The sequence below is a fragment of the Acinetobacter amyesii genome (genome assembly GCF_023499985.1).
GTDB lineage: Bacteria > Pseudomonadota > Gammaproteobacteria > Pseudomonadales > Moraxellaceae > Acinetobacter > Acinetobacter amyesii.
Window position 1 is genome coordinate 1 of sequence record NZ_JAMCOU010000014.1, and the last position, 17,934, is coordinate 17,934.

General features: G+C 40.4%; 14 protein-coding genes and 3 pseudogenes. 2 read left to right on the forward strand and 15 right to left on the reverse strand.

The window, feature by feature from the left end:
• The 10 genes and pseudogenes from M5F03_RS04250 to ilvD (M5F03_RS04290) form a co-directional block, all read right to left on the reverse strand.
• Nucleotides 1-179, reverse strand: a pseudogene (locus M5F03_RS04250) (sulfite exporter TauE/SafE family protein); the annotation flags it as partial.
• Nucleotides 180-338: 159 nt separating this feature from the next.
• Nucleotides 339-1,004 (reverse strand): hypothetical protein, encoded by a 666-nt coding sequence (locus M5F03_RS04255; RefSeq protein WP_249706844.1) that lies wholly within the window; start codon nucleotides 1,002-1,004, stop codon nucleotides 339-341.
• Nucleotides 1,005-1,065: 61 nt separating this feature from the next.
• A pseudogene (locus tag M5F03_RS16685) lies at nucleotides 1,066-1,212 on the reverse strand (IS3 family transposase); the annotation flags it as partial.
• A 27-nt stretch (nucleotides 1,213-1,239) separates the two neighbouring features.
• Nucleotides 1,240-1,422, reverse strand: a pseudogene (locus M5F03_RS16690) (IS3 family transposase); the annotation flags it as partial.
• A gap of 95 nt (nucleotides 1,423-1,517) precedes the next feature.
• A complete protein-coding gene (locus M5F03_RS04265; RefSeq protein WP_180116229.1) occupies nucleotides 1,518-1,940 on the reverse strand; it encodes a hypothetical protein in 423 nt (140 codons plus the stop codon).
• A 277-nt stretch (nucleotides 1,941-2,217) separates the two neighbouring features.
• A complete protein-coding gene (locus tag M5F03_RS04270) occupies nucleotides 2,218-2,586 on the reverse strand; it encodes a PAAR domain-containing protein (protein ID WP_249706846.1) in 369 nt (122 codons plus the stop codon).
• Between the two features lie 144 nt (nucleotides 2,587-2,730).
• Complete coding sequence (locus M5F03_RS04275) at nucleotides 2,731-3,018, reverse strand: chorismate mutase (protein WP_078191648.1); 288 nt, start codon at nucleotides 3,016-3,018, stop codon at nucleotides 2,731-2,733.
• Complete coding sequence (locus tag M5F03_RS04280) at nucleotides 2,999-4,321, reverse strand: hypothetical protein (RefSeq protein ID WP_249706848.1); 1,323 nt, start codon at nucleotides 4,319-4,321, stop codon at nucleotides 2,999-3,001. The genes M5F03_RS04275 and M5F03_RS04280 overlap by 20 nt, the downstream gene beginning before the upstream one ends.
• Before the next feature lie 151 nt (nucleotides 4,322-4,472).
• A complete protein-coding gene (gene ilvD, locus M5F03_RS04285) occupies nucleotides 4,473-6,158 on the reverse strand; it encodes a dihydroxy-acid dehydratase (protein ID WP_249706850.1) in 1,686 nt (561 codons plus the stop codon).
• 687 nt (nucleotides 6,159-6,845) lie between these two features.
• Entirely contained in the window at nucleotides 6,846-8,675 is a 1,830-nt protein-coding gene (ilvD, locus tag M5F03_RS04290) for a dihydroxy-acid dehydratase (RefSeq protein WP_180107271.1), read from the reverse strand.
• Nucleotides 8,676-9,112: 437 nt separating this feature from the next.
• Here ilvD (M5F03_RS04290) and fmt point away from each other — a divergent pair, with 437 nt between their 5' ends.
• Nucleotides 9,113-10,072 (forward strand): methionyl-tRNA formyltransferase, encoded by a 960-nt coding sequence (fmt, locus tag M5F03_RS04295; protein ID WP_111885186.1) that lies wholly within the window; start codon nucleotides 9,113-9,115, stop codon nucleotides 10,070-10,072.
• Nucleotides 10,072-11,379: a 16S rRNA (cytosine(967)-C(5))-methyltransferase RsmB gene (gene rsmB, locus M5F03_RS04300; RefSeq protein ID WP_180079291.1), complete on the forward strand. Its 1,308-nt coding sequence runs from the start codon at nucleotides 10,072-10,074 to the stop codon at nucleotides 11,377-11,379. Before fmt ends, rsmB begins: the two co-directional genes overlap by 1 nt.
• Nucleotides 11,380-11,454: 75 nt before the next feature.
• Here rsmB and M5F03_RS04305 read toward each other — a convergent pair whose 3' ends face one another.
• The 5 genes from M5F03_RS04305 to M5F03_RS04325 form a co-directional block, all read right to left on the reverse strand.
• Nucleotides 11,455-11,562: a methionine/alanine import family NSS transporter small subunit gene (locus M5F03_RS04305; RefSeq protein WP_078191653.1), complete on the reverse strand. Its 108-nt coding sequence runs from the start codon at nucleotides 11,560-11,562 to the stop codon at nucleotides 11,455-11,457.
• 1 nt (nucleotide 11,563) lies between these two features.
• Nucleotides 11,564-13,048 carry a sodium-dependent transporter gene (locus tag M5F03_RS04310; RefSeq protein WP_111885142.1) on the reverse strand — a complete coding sequence of 495 codons (1,485 nt, stop codon included), beginning with the start codon at nucleotides 13,046-13,048 and terminating at the stop codon, nucleotides 11,564-11,566.
• A gap of 367 nt (nucleotides 13,049-13,415) precedes the next feature.
• Nucleotides 13,416-13,976: a DUF1287 domain-containing protein gene (locus M5F03_RS04315; RefSeq protein ID WP_249706852.1), complete on the reverse strand. Its 561-nt coding sequence runs from the start codon at nucleotides 13,974-13,976 to the stop codon at nucleotides 13,416-13,418.
• Between the two features lie 86 nt (nucleotides 13,977-14,062).
• Nucleotides 14,063-15,508, reverse strand: coding sequence for an aldehyde dehydrogenase family protein (locus M5F03_RS04320; protein WP_249706855.1), 1,446 nt, complete (start codon nucleotides 15,506-15,508; stop codon nucleotides 14,063-14,065).
• A gap of 361 nt (nucleotides 15,509-15,869) precedes the next feature.
• On the reverse strand, nucleotides 15,870-17,243 hold the full coding sequence (locus M5F03_RS04325; protein WP_249706857.1) for an MFS transporter: 1,374 nt from the start codon (nucleotides 17,241-17,243) through the stop codon (nucleotides 15,870-15,872).
• Nucleotides 17,244-17,934 lie beyond the last annotated feature (691 nt).

The window sequence follows — 17,934 nt, forward strand, 5'->3', positions numbered from 1 at the left end:
CCTTCGGCAAATAGTTGCCAAAAGTTGGTGACCATAGATGGAATAATCAATAACGTCGCTGCCTGAAATGGACTGATCACCATGGTGAGGAGGCCCATCGATACCGCAGGCAGGCCTAACCCTATCGTGCCTTTAATTAGACCTGCGATTGCAAAAACTGTGATGACGAACCAAATCATGGCGAAACTCGCTGAAGAATTGGTTCTATGCTATGCAATTCAGGCACTTTGAAAAATCAGTGTTTTTGGAATAGAGCCTCAATAAAAAGTTGAGGCTGTGCTTAAAATCAACTATAGACAAGGTAGTTGGATTCAATAAAAAAGTAATTACAATTTACTTTAATTACTGTCATAACTACTCATTTGCTCTTCAGCTAATTCATAAGAACTTTCGAATTGATATTTCACCGTTTCATCTTGAATCGAATCAACAAATTTTTTTATTTTATTTTTATATTCAACGTTCCCAGATTTATACATTGATAGCAAATAGCCCCACTCACCATAAATATACTGAGGGTCATTTTTTGATACTTTCCTTAATTCTTCTTTTAAAATCAATGCTAAATCGGAATAACATTTTTCATATTCATCTTTCGATCTTTTAGCATAATAGCTTAACTCACACTGAGTCACTAAAAGTTCCTGACTGAAAGAGTCCTTTAACATTTTATGATTAAGATTATAAGCCTCTTCATACATGCCTGTTGCTAAGTAGATTTGCATTTCAATCTTTTGTCGTTCTTGATCATTCGTGATCTTTTTTATTTCAGACAAACTATCTTTCATTACTTTATCTGCGTTTTCTTTATCTCTCAGATTAAGTTTATTAATAGTATTTTTATAATCATTTATTATAGCTGTATCTTCTTTAGACAGCGTTGAAATTGATTCTTTTTTTTGAGCTTCTTTAACTTCATTTTGATTCAAACTAATTTTCTCAGACGAACAAGCAGTACTACCAAATATATAAAATAAGGTTAAGAAAATAAAAAAATGCTTCATCAAACTTCTCTCGCTGCGGAGTTTAAGGTTAAGGCATGGGTTTTAAAGCTAAGAAATGATCCTAGACAGTATCATGGACAACAGATCCCTCTAAATTCTTAAAATATTTCTGTTCAAAGACTTCAGGACTTAACCTGCCAATTGCAGAATGCCTTCTGATTCGATTGTAGTAAATTTCAATATATTCAAACAAGACAGCATTGGCTTCCCAGAGCTGCTTGACATCTTTTTCTTAGTCTAGAATACGCTGTTGTTCTGGTGAAAGTTGACGTTTGCTTGAACCAACTGGATTAGCTTTGAGAATCCATTTATCTAAGGTTGAATACCCTACACCTAATTTCTGGGCGATTGAAACTACAGACTCATGTGAGTTTGAAAGCGCATAATAATTAGCTTGTTGTATATTTTTAGACTCCAGAGTTTAGCTATTTTTACATCTCTAAAGTTAATCTTACTTTATCTTTAGAGGGAATATGTGCCCATTATTTTGTCTAGGATCAAACGACTATCTATTTATTCAGGATCTAAGTAGATAATTCCCACATCAATTTTATTAAGATGGTCAAAGCCTGCCCTATCTTCGGGAACTTGATCTACATAGAGGTCAACATATTCAATTCTTTTTGTTTGATAATTAGGGAATGAAAAAAATAAATCTCCTGTACTATTAGCATAATCTACTGGAGGTTTCTTTAAATAGTATTTTTCAGTTTTAGCAGGAATAAAGAATTTTCCATTCGCATCTAATTTAGTATCAGGATCTGAAAGAATACCATTTACGCCAATATATCCTAATTTGTTTTTTAGAGGTAACTTGGTTTTATTATCATAAACATAACCACTGAATTCAGACGTAAAAAAAACCGTTTTTTGAGTACACGAAGCCTGAGTTAAGATAATGAAAATAAATAAGAAGCCCGTAATTAATTTTTTCATTTTTTTGATATCCCTGAAAGAATTAAGAGCCCTTTAACATCTTGCTCGTTGGCAACCATCCTAGTATATCCATCAGGAATATTTATTAAGGATTCAGCTGCATATTTCATTAAATCAATTGCATGGCCTGTTTCAGTGCTAATGTTTCTTTAAATTTATTATATATAAGTCTGTTTCATAAAAAGTCCATCCTGAATCTAATTTTAAATAGCTTGTTCTATAAGTCGTCTTTCGAGATAGACCAAGATTTGAACTTCTAAATACCGGATCATCAGGATTAACATTTGTAATGAAGGTTAATTTCATCGCCATTTTCTAATAATGATCCGATAAGTGCTGCGGCCCTGCCATCAACATTTAGAAGAAATCCTGCGCCGGAGATAATTTTTGCTGTCGAACCATCTAAATATATAGCTTCATCACCGACCAAAGCTAAAGAGATCCCGTTGACCTTATAAGCATGATTAGATGCTCGAACTAACCCACCTTTTTTTGTTTTTGAACCATTAAAAGCTGCATAATATTTGGTATGCGGCTTATGATTCCAATAGAGTTGTTCTACTTGCTGAATCTTTTGGATATCGTCTTGAGAAAGTTTTTTTAGCTGTTCTTCTGACAGTTCATGTAAAAAAGTAGGGCTAGTCATACTAGATCCAATTATTATAATTGGATAAAGAATAACAAATAAAAAATTTATAAAATTTCAAAATGTAAATCAAATCATTATTTTTCAGTTGGTGATATTAAAAAAGAACATTAATAAATTTGATCTAATCTCAAAAACTAAAAATTACGGTCGGATCTCTTTCAACTCACGTTGAATAAAATGCTGAATCATATCGCGGTATAAACGTTCCACAATATCTGCATTTACACCGTGCTCTGTGGCTTGTAGACGAATTTTACTTATCACCGCTTCGACACGTTCTGGTGATTGAACATCCTGTACTGAACGCTTAAAACGCACCGCTTGATCGACATAAAACTGACGTGCAGCAATGAGCTCAATAATCCCCTGATCAATCACATCAATCTGTGCGCGGGCTTGCTCTAATGACTCAACTTTTTCTTTCTTCATCTTCTCTGGCTTCACTTTCAGCGGTGTTTTCACTTTTATACTTCTCTTCTAACACATTACTGAAAATACTTTCAATCATCCAAACGCGGTATAAGCTATTAAATACATAGCTTTGACCTGCAATACGTAATTCTAAAACAGGAAAATTGGGCTGTGACTTCATCTCACAGTGCATATCATTTTCTTTTAATTTTTCAGCAATATCCTCAGTGCTCAGTTCAGAAATCTCTAACTCATACTGTAAAGCCTGAAAATGTGCTTTAAAGGATAAATCACGCCCTTTGGTCCATACGGCCTCCAAAATGCGATACATCGCATCAATACGCTGCTCTTCGGGCGCACTGTAGTAAAGCTGTGACATAGCTAATGTCGCAGCTTCTGTAGGCCGGCAAAATGGTGTGAACTTAACTTCTGTACGTTTAGACAGACGTGTTGCCAAACTCCAGTCAAACAAATCTCGACCGTGATACGACAATGGATACACATTCAGCTGAATATTATAATAGTCCGCCAATTCTTCACGAATATAAGCCAGCAATAACCATGAAATCGGATCTTCCATCGCGATGTAGAGATCAAGCTCAGGATCGAGCCCCTGAATTTCATTCAACTCTTCTGCATCACTGATCAGGTGCTCACGCCATTCAATATGATTGATCATAAAGATCGGGTTATCTGTCAGGAGTTTTTGTTGTTTTAAACGGCGCGTTAAACGCAGTAAATCATCTACAGCATGGTACTTACGTTCGCCAAATTCAAAATACCCCGTCAAAATTGCTAAGTCAGAAAAGATCCGTTCTGGAAAATCTTGCGCTTTATGATGACGGCTGGCCATCGCATACAGTGTTCTCAGCTTGCCATACTGCTTTTGCCACAGCATGTGGAACACATCTTCAAGTAAATAAAGAAAATCTTGGCCGCGTAATGGCGTATTTTTTAGAATAATTTCGGCTTGTTCTAAAGCTTCAACGGTCGGTTGTTCAGGTGTTTCATGAAAACTAAAACGATGCTGCCGCGCTAAAATTTGGGCATCATTCAGACAATATTGTTGCCATTCTATCGAGGACATTTGATTAGGAGGTTCTGCACTCTGACGACAAATAATCACTTTTAGTGGTTTAATTTCATCACTGAGAATTTCTTCTAATTGAGGCAGTTGCTGCGCAGCCAAATAGCTATAGACATCATCCAGTCGAAGATAAACACTCAGACCTTGTTCCGTGGGTAACACCGCTTGTCGGGTCGGTTTCTGATAAAACCAACTCGATCGGATTGGATCGAACCAACGGCGTAACAGTGACATGCGTTTTTTGCCTCAAAATGATGAATTGTGCCGAACCTTCCAGCACATACTTAAAATTCAACTTCTATTATGAAGCTGTTTTAAATGAGATATAAGCCTTGTGCAAAACTTATATCAAGTCAGGGCTGAATGTTCAATGTTTAACAATAGATTAGACGTCTAGATTTAGGTCAGTCACCGCACCTTTTTCCGCACCAGAGGTCAACTTGGCAAATTTAGCCAAAGCGCCGTGGGTATAGTTGGGTTTCGGTTTGACCCAGGCCGCACGACGTGCAGCAAGTTCATCCTCAGCCACATGCCAAGTCATTTCACGCGTTTCAGCGTTAATTGATATTTTATCGCCGTTTTTGACCAAGCCAATTGGGCCGCCTTCATAGGCTTCTGGTGTCACATGACCAATCACAAAACCATGGCTGCCGCCCGAGAAACGCCCATCGGTCAACAGTGCGACGGATTGGCCTAGACCTTTACCAATAATCGCTGAAGTCGGTTTCAGCATTTCAGGCATACCCGGTCCGCCTTTCGGCCCAACACCGCGGATTACTACCACTTCGCCTTCTTGTACTTCGCCATCTAAAATACCGCGCATGGCGCCCTGCTCGCCCTCAAATACCCGCGCAGGCCCTTCAAAATACAGCCCTTCTTTACCGGTAATTTTAGCCACAGCACCTGTCGGTGACAGATTGCCTTTCAGTACCACCAAGTGCGAATCCTTTTTGATCGGTGCATCAAATGGCAGAATAATTTGCTGACCTGCAGGATAGTCTGCTACATCCGCCAAGTTTTCTGCCAAAGTTTTGCCTGTGACCGTCAGGCAAGAACCATCGAGCATACCTGCATCCAGCATGCGCTTCATCAGCGGTTGAATACCGCCAATAGCAATCAGTTCCGACATTAAATATTTACCCGATGGCCGCACATCAGCCACCACAGGAATGTCTTTGCCAATGCGCACAAAATCGTCCAAAGACAGTTCCACGCCTGCGGTATGCGCCATAGCAATCAAATGCAGTACGCCATTGGTTGACCCGCCTAAAGCAATTAGCACTTTAATCGAGTTTTCAAAAGCAGCTTTGGTCATAATGTCGCGCGGCTTAATATCTAAACGCAGCAGATTCATCACGGCTTCACCTGCGCGTTGGCAATCTTCAATTTTATCTGCTGAAACTGCTTCCTGCGCCGATGAACCTGGCAAGCTCATGCCTAAGGCTTCAATCGCTGAAGCCATCGAATTGGCCGTATACATACCGCCGCACGAACCCGGCCCCGGCAGTGCGACTTCTTCAATCTGCTTCACTTGAATTTCATTAATTTCGCCTTTGGCATGCTGACCCACTGCTTCAAATACCGAGATCATGTCGGTATGACCTGCTCCGGGTTTGATGGTACCACCATAAATAAACAGGCCCGGACGGTTTAATCGCGCCAAACCCATAATACAGCCTGGCATATTCTTGTCGCAGCCGCCTATGGCAATTACGCCATCATAGGCCTGACAGCCCACCACAGCTTCAATGGAATCGGCAATGATTTCCCGCGATAGCAATGAATACTTCATGCCTTCTGTACCGTTGGATATACCGTCAGAAATCGTAATAGTATTAAAAATAATGCCTTTACCGCCTGCAGCATTCACCCCGCTTTCAGCTTCACGCGCCAATCCATCAATGTGCATATTACACGGCGTGACGTTGGCCCAAGTCGAAGCAATACCAATAAATGGGCGCTTAAAGTCGGCTTCTTGGAAGCCTGTGGCACGCATCATGGAACGTGCAGGCGCATTTTCTATGCCGTCATAAACAGGTGCTGAATGTTCGCGGATATTATTTTTACTCATTGTTCTTCCTTGGCGATCGCTGATTTTGTGCCTCAGTTTTGGCGGATTCTTTTAAATTTATTGTATAGAAAGCGCTCGGTATGTAAAAGAAATTACATCTCAACAAAAAAGATTTTTAGCGCATGCAATACCATTCAATCACATGACAAAGCGACATGGATGTCGCTGTTTTCCTGTATGGCAGGGATGCCATATCAGGAGAACAAAAGATTTTTGTTACTTTTGATCTTTCAAAAGTAAGGGATTGCCTACACAAAGCCATATAAATTATAGCTACTATTCGAGGCTGTCTTTTTAGAATTTTAATGACATCCACTAATTATTAAATTTTATTTAGTTGCTTCAAGAAACATTATTTTTAATCAGATTAAGAAATCTATAACTTAGAATTATTGTCCCATTATTTCATTTAAAAGCTGATTACAGCGGAGTCTTACCTCTATAAAAGCTAATTTTCGGAGCTCGTATGTTACTTTTGTTTCGGCAAAAGTAACCAAAACCATTTGTCATCCGCAAAACTCGGCAACTGTTTGCAACTAAAAAAATGATCGCAGAAACATTCACTTTTAAATTACCGTTTGCCTCAGACAGTTGCGGATGACTTTTCCTCGTATCCAATGCAAGTTATGTAGATGTAAATTAAAAAAGCACCCCATGTGGAGTGCTTTTTATTTAAAAATCTAAAGCTTAGATTTCACGTACTGCGCCTTTCGCCGCACTCGTGGTATGCATTGCATACGCTTTCAATGCTTTCGAAATTTTGCGTGGACGCTCTTCCACTGGATGCCAACCTTTCGCTTCTTGCGCTGCACGGCGAGCCGCCATCGTAGCGTCATCAACAGCTAAGTTGATGGTACGGTTTGGAATATCGATTTCGATTAAATCGCCATCTTCCACCAAACCAATTGCACCGCCTTCTGCTGCTTCTGGAGATACGTGACCAATTGAAAGGCCTGATGAACCGCCAGAGAAACGACCGTCAGTCAATAACGCACATTCTTTGCCTAGACCTTTCGATTTTAAGTAGCTGGTTGGGTACAACATTTCTTGCATACCCGGACCACCACGTGGGCCTTCATAGCGAATCACAACCACATCACCGGCTTTGATTTCATTACCCAAGATCGCCTCTACTGCTGAATCTTGGCTTTCAAACACACGTGCAGTACCGTTGAATTTCAAGATTGAATCATCTACACCCGCAGTTTTTACGATACAACCATCGAGCGCGATGTTGCCGTAAAGCACCGCTAAACCACCATCTTTAGAGAAGGCATGTTCAGCATTACGGATCACGCCATTTTCACGGTCACCGTCAAGACGTTGGTAATAACGATCTTGAGAGAATGCAGTTTGCGTTGGAACACCACCCGGCGCTGAACGGAAGAATTGGTAAACGTCTTCATTTTCAGTACGGATGATGTCCCATTTATCCAAGGCATCTTTTAATGAAGCTTCGTGAACAGTACCAACAGAAGTATCGAGCAAGCCTGCACGGTCTAATTCACCGAGAATCGACATGATACCGCCAGCACGGTGTACATCTTCCATATGTACGTCGTTTTTCGCAGGTGCAACTTTACATAGAACAGGCACTTTACGAGATAAACGGTCAATGTCGTCCATCGTGAAATCAACGCCAGCTTCATTGGCTGCAGCCAACAAGTGTAGAACGGTATTGGTTGAACCACCCATCGCGATGTCTAAAGTCATGGCATTTTCATACGAGGCTTTGGTCACCATTTCACGTGGCAATACGCTGTAATCATCTTGTTCATAATGACGTTTAGCCAATTCAACAATTAAAGAGCCTGCGCGTTCGAATAATTTTTTACGGTTTGCATGTGTTGCCAGTGTAGAACCGTTACCCGGTAAAGACAGACCCAATGCTTCTGTTAAGCAGTTCATTGAGTTTGCGGTGAACATACCTGAGCATGAACCGCAAGTTGGGCATGCAGAACGTTCGTATTCAGCAACTTCTTCATCAGTATAGTTGTCATCTGCAGCCACAATCATGGCATCAATCAAGTCGATCGCTTTGTCATTGCCACGGATTTTGACTTTACCAGCTTCCATTGGGCCGCCAGAGACAAATACCACTGGAATGTTCAGACGCATAGCCGCCATCAACATCCCTGGAGTAATTTTGTCACAGTTGGAAATACATACCATGGCATCGGCACAGTGCGCGCTCACCATGTATTCTACTGAGTCTGCAATCAAGTCACGTGAAGGCAATGAATACAGCATACCGTCATGGCCCATCGCAATACCGTCATCGACTGCAATGGTATTGAACTCTTTGGCTACACCGCCTGCTTGCTCAATTTGACGCGCCACGAGTTGACCAAGGTCTTTAAGATGAACGTGACCCGGTACAAATTGAGTAAATGAGTTCACGACGGCAATAATTGGTTTACCGAAGTCTTCATCTTTCATACCAGTTGCGCGCCATAAGCCGCGCGCACCCGCCATATTTCTTCCGTGTGTCGATGTTTTTGAACGATAGTCAGGCATTTTATATTTCCAACAAAGTTTGAGCTTGAAATGAATCCTACAGATTCACTCTGGCTAAATCATACTGACAATGATGTAAAATCAGTCGAATTTTAAACCTATCATACACCAAGCCATTGTTTTTAAAGATGGCTTTTTAAGCTGAGATTTGGGCAGATGGGTCTATAAATAAAACCGAGTGATTTGACGACAAAAATCTTTTAACTGAAATCTACTATACCGCCATCAATGGCTGCACAATACAAAACTTTCATGAATAATTTTTAAATTTTATATAAATATAATTTATTTAAAAATTGCAAATTTGCGATTTTGGGTTATGAAATCATTGAGCTTGGACAGCTTCAAAGTTGCAAAAATCAATTTCTAATGTTCTAAATTACGCATTAATCATTTGCTATAATCCACATATTCAACACAGATTCGGTTCATTCATTTTGAAAATCATCTTTGCCGGTACGCCAGAATTTGCCGCAACAGCACTAGCTGCATTGCTCAACACACAACATGAAATTGTTGCGGTATACACTCAACCTGACCGCAAAGCTGGACGTGGACAAAAACTCACAGCTTCTGCCGTAAAGCAATTGGCTTTAGAGCACCATATTCCTGTTTACCAACCCCTTCATTTCAAATCATCGACTGAAGAAGGTTTAGCCGCACAAGCGGAATTAAAAGCCTTAAATGCCGATGTTATGGTGGTTGCAGCCTATGGTTTGATCTTGCCGCAAGTGGTGCTAGATACCCCGAAATATGGCTGCCTGAATATTCATGGCTCATTGCTGCCACGTTGGCGTGGTGCAGCACCGATTCAACGTGCCATCGCAACAGGTGATATTGAAACAGGTGTCACCATTATGAAAATGGCAGCCGGACTCGATACAGGCGACATGATGTATAAAACCATCTGCCCGATTGAAGCAACGGATACCTCTGCAACTTTGCATGACAAACTTGCAGAGCAAGGTGCAACTGCAATTGCTGCCGTTTTAGACACTGAACAAACATTGCAGCAATATCTGGACAGCCGTGAAGTCCAAGACGAAGCGTTAACGGTTTATGCACATAAGCTTTCAAAAGCCGAAGCAAAAATTGATTGGTCCATCGATGCTGTACAAATTGATCGTAACATTCGCGCCTTTAACCCGTGGCCGGTAGCATTTATTCAGTTGGATGAACAAAACAACTTACGTGTTTGGCATTCTGAACTTTCTGCTGTGTCTGCACCGAACGCTCAAGCAGGTGAAATCATTGCCATCGATAAAAAAGGCATACACGTTGCCTGTGCCAATGGCAGCGTGATTATTTTGACCTCTTTACAATGGCCGGGTGCTAAACCACTCAACCCTGTACAAATTTTACAAACCCAAAAATTGACTATTGGACAAATTTTATAATGAAGCAATCTCCCAACGCCTCGACCCGAGACCTTAATTTACGTGCTCAGGTAGTGAAGACGTTATTGGCTGTCCAAAATGGTCAATCGCTGCAATCGGTACTCGCGCAGCAAATGAATATCGTGTCAGATAAAGACCGTGCGTTATTCCATGAATTGGTGCTCGGTTGTTTACGTCAATGGTATGCATTGAAACAATTGACTTTACCATTACTGTCTAAACCGGTAGATAACCAAGTGGTTGAAACCTGTTTATACCTCGGTTTATACCAATTGTTATGTACCCGTGTCGCAGCTCATGCTGCAATTTCTGAAACGGTGGAAGCTGCAAAACAATTGGGTATGGGAAGTCTAAGTGGCTTAATCAACGCAATTTTGCGCCGTGCAACACGTGAAACAGAACAGTTCTACGACGTACTTGAACAAGCCACCAATTTACCAAGTTGGTTAACCAAACGTCTGAAAAAAGACTGGGGCGAACAATTTGATGAACTTAGTTATGAGCTTAAGCAAATTGCACCACTGACTTTACGTGTTAATACACGCCAAGTCAGCCGTGACGAATACCTCGATATTTTGGAAGATGAAGGCATCGATGCACATCGCTGTGAACTCTCTAATGTCGGTATTGTGATGGACGAAAGCCTACATATTCCAAGTTTACCGGGCTTTGAAGCAGGTGGTTTTTCGGTACAAGATGAACATGCTCAACTGTGTGCAACACTATTACCAAATCTCGATGGTAAATTTGTGATTGATGCTTGTGCTGCGCCGGGCGGTAAAACCGCACATATTTTAGAGACTTTCCAACCGAAGAAACTCATTGCACTGGATCAAGATGAAAAGCGTCTAAAACGTGTGGTTGAAAACCTTGATCGTTTGGATCTCGATGGTAAACATGTTGAAATTCAGACTGCCGATGCCATCACCTATACTGCTCCTGAACTTGCTGATTGTATCGTGCTCGATGCCCCATGTACTGCTGTCGGTGTAATGCGTCGTCATCCTGATATACGTTTACTACGTCAATCGGGCGACATTGCAAAAACTGTAGTGTTACAAAAACAAATTTTGGAAAACATGTGGAAGCAGCTTAAAGTCGGCGGCACGCTGCTTTATATCACATGCTCGATTTTAAAAGCTGAAAATGAACAGCAAATGGTTGAGTTCTTTGCCAATCATGCCGATGCCCAAGAAATTAAAATTGAAGCGGATTGGGGTGTTGAACAAATCCATGGTCGTCAATTGTTCCCGAAAGTGGGTTATGGCGATGGCTTCTTCTACTGCCGCATTCAAAAAACAGCTTAATCTACAATAGAATTTGCTTTTTAGTACCACATAAAAAAGGAACCCGAGGGTTCCTTTTTTTATCAACGATGAAGCTTAATCTTCTTCATCTGGATGTTTTGCTAAATGGATCGACGCTAAGATCAAACCGCCCCAAAGCAAAACAATTGAAATGATCATCATGATTAATGCAGATGTATTCATGTTATTTCTCCTCAGGGTTTTTGTCTTTCATGCAACTAAATACAATGGCACCAAGTACAAAGATCGCAATGACTAAACCGGCTACAGGCAATAACACGTCAACTGGATAACCACCATAGCCTTTAGATGCAACGTCTTTAATGGTTAAGCCTAAAGCTACTAATAATGAAAGCGGAGTAACAACCGTTAATAAGAAGTTCCAACCAAAGCCCAATTTGATACTTGAATATTGATTCACATGATCACGTAATTGCGCAAGCAATGGACGACGGAACCAAGACACCAAGATAATCGAGAACAAACCACCCGCTACGATACCAATGTTATTGGCGAAGTAGTCAATGATGTCAACGAAAGTAATCGCACTGTGGGTTGAGAAAATTAAGGTCGATACAATGGCAGAACCACCCGCAACAATCGTTACAGCTTTTTTACGTGACCAGCCGAATTTATCTTGGAACGACGCAATTGGCACTTCCAAAATACTCACCATTGAGGTGATCCCTGCTACAGCCAGTGACGAGAAGAACAAGAAACCAAATAAATCGCCGCCAGCACCTAAGCTAGAAATGATTTTCGGGAAAGCAATAAACGCAAGACCAATACCGCCTGAAACCACTTCATTTACAGGTACGCCCGCACTATGTGCCATAAAGCCCAATGCCGCAAAAATACCAATACCCGCTAAAATTTCAAATGATGAGTTGGCTAATGCAACGACTACACCTGAACCGGTCAAGTTGGTTTTTGCTTTTAAGTAAGACGCATAGGTCAACATGATCCCGAAACCAATCGATAACGAGAAGAAGATATGACCAAAGGCTGCTAACCATACTTTATAGTCAGTCATCGCATCCCAGTTTGGCGTAAAGAATGCATTTAAACCTTCTGTAGCACCAGGTAAACGTACCGCTTGAATCACCAAAATCGAGAACAAAATCACCAACAATGGAATAAAGATTTTATTCGAAAGCTCTACACCCTTCTTCACACCACCATATAAAATGAACATGGTAATCGCCCAAACAATCACCAATCCAAAAAATAAGGTCGGTACAAAACCAAAGGCAATTCCATCGGCATTTTGCAAGTAGGTATTAAAGAAGAAGCCTTGCGTATCTTCACCCCATTTTTGACCGATTGAGTAGAAAATATAACTGCCGGCCCATGACAATACGCTGGCATAGTAGATCCCGATGATGAGTGTCACCATCACTTGCCACCAGCCTAATGCCTCACTGTTCATAAGTTTTTTATATGCAGTAGGCGGTGCTTTTCGGAATTTATGCCCCACTGCATAATCTAAGAATAATAAAGGCAAACCCGCTGCAAAAATTGCAATTAAATAGGGAATTAAAAATGCACCGCCACCATTTTCATATGCCACGTAAGGGAAACGCCAAATGTTTCCCAAACCTACAGCGGAACCAATAGCGGCAATGATAAATCCTGATCGTGCCGACCAGTTTTCACGATTATCTGACATAGAACACCTAAACCTCAGGCATCTTTAACTGCTGCTTGTTATGGTTATATCGCGAGCAAAAAAAGAACCATAAAAATAAAATTCTGGGTGTTTGATCTGGTGAGATACCTTGTGAGCGTCTATACCAAATTGCAAACAGAAAAATCACATGCGCATTTTGGTTAAAAACACCACAAATAACTTTCCCTTTGTATGAATTAACAATACTCACTTTTTTTAAGTTTTTCTGTAATTTCTACGGCAAATATTCCATTTTTATAATGTGTTTAGGCTTAAATGTTCATTTAATCAGCTTATTTTTCATACAATTTAAGTTATCAATAATATAACTTTTAGGAATATTTTATTTCCAATTAAATTTTTAAAGTTATTTCAATCGATAATGTCCGGTAATTTGATAGGCATGCAAAATATCTTCTTCCTGTGTGCCCTCTCCAATATTATGGATAATCAGCGGAACACCGCTACCTTTCACTTTACGATCTGAAACCACACCGATATGCACTAAACCACGCCCTAAGTCCCAAGTGACAATATCTCCGGCCAAATACTGCTTATCTTTGACAACAAAGCCCTGACGTAGCATCCAGGTTTGAATATTGGGAACACGCCGATGATCAATATTTTTATCAGTACTTTTTAAGCCCCATTTTTGTGGATACTGCTTAAAATTAGCTTTCATATCTTCATGAATGGCTTGTTGTAAATCAACTCCTTGCTGTCGTAATGCACGAATTACCACGTCGGTACAAACACCCTTGATTAAAGGGACATCTCCCATCGGATAACGCAGTGCAGTATACGCAGGATCATAATATAAGGTTTTCCCAATCTGACTGCGTGCATCCGTCACCATTTGAGTGGCGTTAAAGGCAAAGACAGCCATATTCACGGTCATTAAACTGACCAATAATAAAATTCTTTTCATTTTTTCTTATGCACTTTAGGTTTTTGAAATGATTAAAAAATGGGCTTCGAACAGATCCATACTGAACCAAGCCCAAGTTTAAACTGCTACAGTTTTATCGCCAATACGCGTTCTTCTTGCATATCTCGAATGGCAGACTGAATTCCTTCACGGCCTAAGCCAGAATCTTTTACGCCACCATATGGCATGTTATCAACACGGAAAGATGGAATGTCATTAATAATCACTCCACCGACCTCTAAGTGATTCCACGCATACAACATTTTATTCAAATTTTGCGTATAGACGCCCGCTTGTAAACCAAAACGACTGCTATTAATTTTGGCAATACCTTTTTCAAAGTTTTTGTATTTCTCTAAAATCGCTACAGGGCCAAAGATTTCATCTTTATACACTTCTAGCGATTCATCGACATTTTCCAATAAAATTGGATCGAGCAATGCACCCTGATGTTCACCACGAACCAATGCTTTGGCACCTTTTTTTACTGCTTTATCGACCCATTTATGTACGCGTGTTGCTTCTGCTTCCTTAATCATTGGACCGACCATGGTGCTTTCCAAATGAGGATCAGCGGCTTTAAGCTGCTTCATTCTCGCCACGAGTTTTTTCTTCACATCGGTATAGATATCAGCATGCACCAAGATGCGTTGTACGCTGATACACACCTGCCCTGCATGGTTATACGCCCCACCGACTAAGCGTTCAATAAATGCCGCTGAAATTTCAGTATCAGGCTCAACCAATACAGCAGCGTTGCCACCAAGTTCCAAAGTCACTTTTTTACGCCCCGCACGCGCTTTCATATCCCAGCCGACAACATCGGAACCGGTAAAGCTGAGCAGTTTAAATCGGTCATCTGTTACCAAGACATCTGCATGTTCACGTGGACAAGGTAAAACTGAAAAAGCACCTTTAGGTAAATCCGTTTCTGCCAAAACTTCCGCAATTTTTAAAGCTGAAATAGGCGTCAAACTTGCAGGCTTCAAAACAAATGGACAGCCTGCGGCAATGGCAGGTGCAATTTTATGCGCAGTCAGATTGATCGGAAAATTAAACGGGCTGATCAACGATACAGGACCAATTGGCACATGTTTGACCATGCCTTGATAGCCAGATGCCGCTGCGGTAACTGCCAATGGGATCATGCGACCATCATCCATCTGTGTGACAGCATCGGCAGCAATTTGAAAGGTATTGATTAAACGTTCAACTTCAGCAGCTGCGGCTTTATGCGGTTTTCCACCTTCCGCAATTAAAATTTCAGTCAATTCTGCACGCATTTCATTAAAGCGTTTTACACAGTGCAGTAAAATTTTTTGTTTTTGAAAAGGTTCCAATGCCGCCATTGCAGCACTAGATTTGACCGCTGAATCAATGGCTTTTTCAATAGTTGCAGCATCAGCAAGTGCTACGCGTGCATATATGTCTTGGGTATATTTATGATTCACTTCTAACCACTGTTCGGTAGTCGATGCTTTACCTGCAACATAGAGCGGATAATCTTTTATATCTTGTATGGCTTTGGACATGACGATATTTCCATGATCTTGAGATATTATTGATAAATGTGAATAAATCTATGCCCTCTATCATGCGCTGACTGAGCACAGAGTTCACTATATTTAAGTAACAAAATGAACCACAAGCCTCAAACTCAGCTACCTAAATGCCGTGAATATCATGCCCTATTTTCAGATCTCTGCTTGCACTGAAAAACACATGATCGAGTTGCTATATAACGATGAAATTAAATTAGAAAAGGTGTGTAAAATAAAAAAATCTCATTATTTATCAACTTTTTAATCAATCATTTAACCTAAATTCAATGATAAAATTATAAGTACAACATAAAAAAGCCCATCAAATGACGGGCTTTTTTAAATCTATGATTTAGCTATACGAACGCTGTGTTTTCACTGAAGCCTTATTCATATTTTCTAAAGCGGCAACCTCTTCATCTGTTTGCGCTTTGCGAATAAAGAACACTGCAATCGCTGCGATGACTACTGGAATTCCCACGGCCATAAAGTTAATTTGATGTGGCAATTCTTGTGATAATAAATAGCCGATCAGAATCGGGCCAACAATCGCACCTGTACGCCCCACAGCAGATGCCCAACCAATACCTGTAGAACGAACAGACAGCGGATAATACTGTGCAACATAGCTATAGAGTAAGATTTGAGAACCAATTGCTGATGCACCTGCCACTGCAACCAAAAGGTAGATCACAGGCTGTGGAGAATTAAAGCCGAGTAAAGATAATGCCACAGCACCTGCCAGACATAATGTAATGATCACCGGTTTTAAATGGAACTTATCTGCTAAGATACCTCCCCCAATCGTACCAATTACCGCACCAATATTCATCGCCAATAGGAACGTCAAACTGCTACCTAATGAATAACCTGCGGCCATCATTAGTTTTGGTAACCAACTACCTAATGCATACAGAGTTAATAGGCACATAAAAAAGCATAGCCAAAACAACATCGTACTTATGCCACGACCTTGCTTATACAACGCTCTAACAGACGCTCCACCCGGAACAGCAACTTCAGTCAGTTCAAGTTGAGTATTTGCAGTCACCGTTTGCTCTGGTGCAATGGTTTGAATCATCCTACGAGCTTCATCGTGACGATTCACCTTCACCAAAAATGTGAGCGATTCAGGTAAAAATTTCCAAGCAAAAGGCAACAGTAACAGTGGAATACCCGCAATGAAGAACATGATTTGCCAGCCATAATCCGCAGTAAACCATGAACCAAATAGAGCGGCCATGATGCCACCCATTGCATAACCACTGAACATAGTGGTCACTAAAGTACTACGTAGATGCTTAGGTGCATATTCAGACGTCAATGCCACAAGGTTCGGTAATACTCCACCAATGCCAAGTCCAGCAATAAAACGTAAAGCACCAAATTCCGTAGGATTTGATGCAAAACCGCCTAGAAATGTGAATGTACTGAATAAAAATACACAGATCATGATGACTTTCTTACGGCCAATCTTATCAGCCAAAGTACCAAACATCATGGCACCAAACATCATCCCTGCAAGTGCTGTACTCGCAAGCATGCCTGCCTGAACAGCTGTTAATCCCCAATCTTTCATCAATAAAGGCAGCGCAACACCATTGATCGCTAAGTCATAACCATCAAATAAAATAAGAATTAGACACCACATCATGATGCTGAAATGCGATTTTGTGAACTTAGCGTTATCGACAACGCTATTCACATTCATTGTGCTTGTAGACATTGAACCTCACCTCCAATTGTGAGTTTTATTTTTCGCTACAATGCCGTTTTTCAATGTAAATTGTCCAAAATTACAAAGGTATAGACCCATACCTTTCAGATATATCTATGTCATTTGGGAATAAAATGTCATAAAAACTTAGATATTTTTGAAATATTTATACATAAAAAAATCGATGGACTGCGGGTCTAGTTTTAATAATGATTAATTATCAATGTGTTATTAGAAGCTAAATCACAATCAGACGATAGATTATTTGATATGAAAATTGTCAGAATAAAACTCAAATTTTATAGAAAAAAATCGCAGTTCTACGATCTAAGTCGTAGATTTCTAAATCATAAGTCATCAGCCATCACTTAAGTCGATAATTAGGCATTTAAACTGTTGTTTTAGCTGACTTACATTCAGGTTTTCCGACATTTTTAGGCTGAGAATTCCCTCAATTGATGATTTTTAAATGCGTTTATTGTCTAATAATCATCCATGTTTAAATAATTCAAGTCTCAATCTATCAATAATTTTCTCATTTTCCAGTTTGTCCTTCTACATTTCTTCTTTTCCCTTTTTCCCCGCATAAAAAAACACCCCCTGCACTAGTGCAGGGGGTGTTTCGAATAATGAGCTGGCGATGACTTACTCTCACATGGGTAACCCCACACTACCATCAGCGCTAAGAGGTTTCACTTCT